This is a genomic window from Komagataeibacter intermedius TF2 (assembly GCF_000964425.1).
GTDB lineage: Bacteria > Pseudomonadota > Alphaproteobacteria > Acetobacterales > Acetobacteraceae > Komagataeibacter > Komagataeibacter intermedius.
This window is the reverse complement of the sequence record NZ_BANF01000235.1, coordinates 1-649: the sequence shown is the minus strand read 5'-3', so window position 1 is coordinate 649 and position 649 is coordinate 1. Positions and strand designations below refer to the sequence as shown.

Annotated in this window: 1 protein-coding gene; it reads right to left on the bottom strand. The window is 56.1% G+C overall.

Features of this window, described 5'->3' with window-relative positions; translation table 11 throughout:
- Positions 1-38 precede the first annotated feature (38 nt).
- The gene (locus tag B7449_RS16615; RefSeq protein ID WP_039734023.1) at positions 39-335 is read right to left on the bottom strand and encodes a hypothetical protein; all 297 of its coding nucleotides are present in this window, start codon (positions 333-335) and stop codon (positions 39-41) included.
- Positions 336-649 lie beyond the last annotated feature (314 nt).

Sequence of the window (649 nt, the reverse complement as noted above, 5' to 3'; positions counted from 1 at the left end):
ACCGCTGCTCTCAGCCGAGATTTTCCGGAACGTCATCATCAGGCATCGGCTCCATCCTCATCGTCGGGCCGGGCTGAGCGGGACATCCTGCCCTCCTGAATGTCGAGTACCCTGCCGGTTGTAAGATCAATACGTCTGAGCATAGGGTTCTGCGCTGCGATCAAGGTTACCAATCGACCGAGAATCTCATCAAGCGTGGGCCCGTCGGAATCTTCCGGCGAGAGGATTTCAATGATCAGTGACAATTTGTCCTCAATCGTCCGCAGCCGTTCCCACAGGTCGTCGCCCCGGATTGGGAATGTGCCTTGCCTCCCGGTTGTCTCGCTCATCTTCATCGCATCCCACGTCAGAACATGGGAAAGTGTGACGTAGCATCACGCGACTTTACTGATTTTCTTCTGCCCGAGGCATCCTTCATTGCCCGCGCCTGCGCAAAAGGTGACTTTTGCGCAGGCCGGAACAGCAAATCAACATGTGCTCCCGGGTTACGACCTGCACCTGCCGCATCCAGACGGATCCCGCACTTGTCGACGCTACCAAGGTGACACCACGGGTTTGTCTGACGAACTGATTCCCCGCGACGTTCACGCGGTAATGGCTCCGTTCGAACGTCGTGTTTAGGCAGTAGTCATAAGATGTCACTTGCTAC

Bases quoted from the DNA above. Each gene is read 5' to 3' on its own strand.
- B7449_RS16615 (WP_039734023.1), bottom strand. From the start codon at position 335: ATGAAGATGAGCGAGACAACCGGGAGGCAAGGCACATTCCCAATCCGG.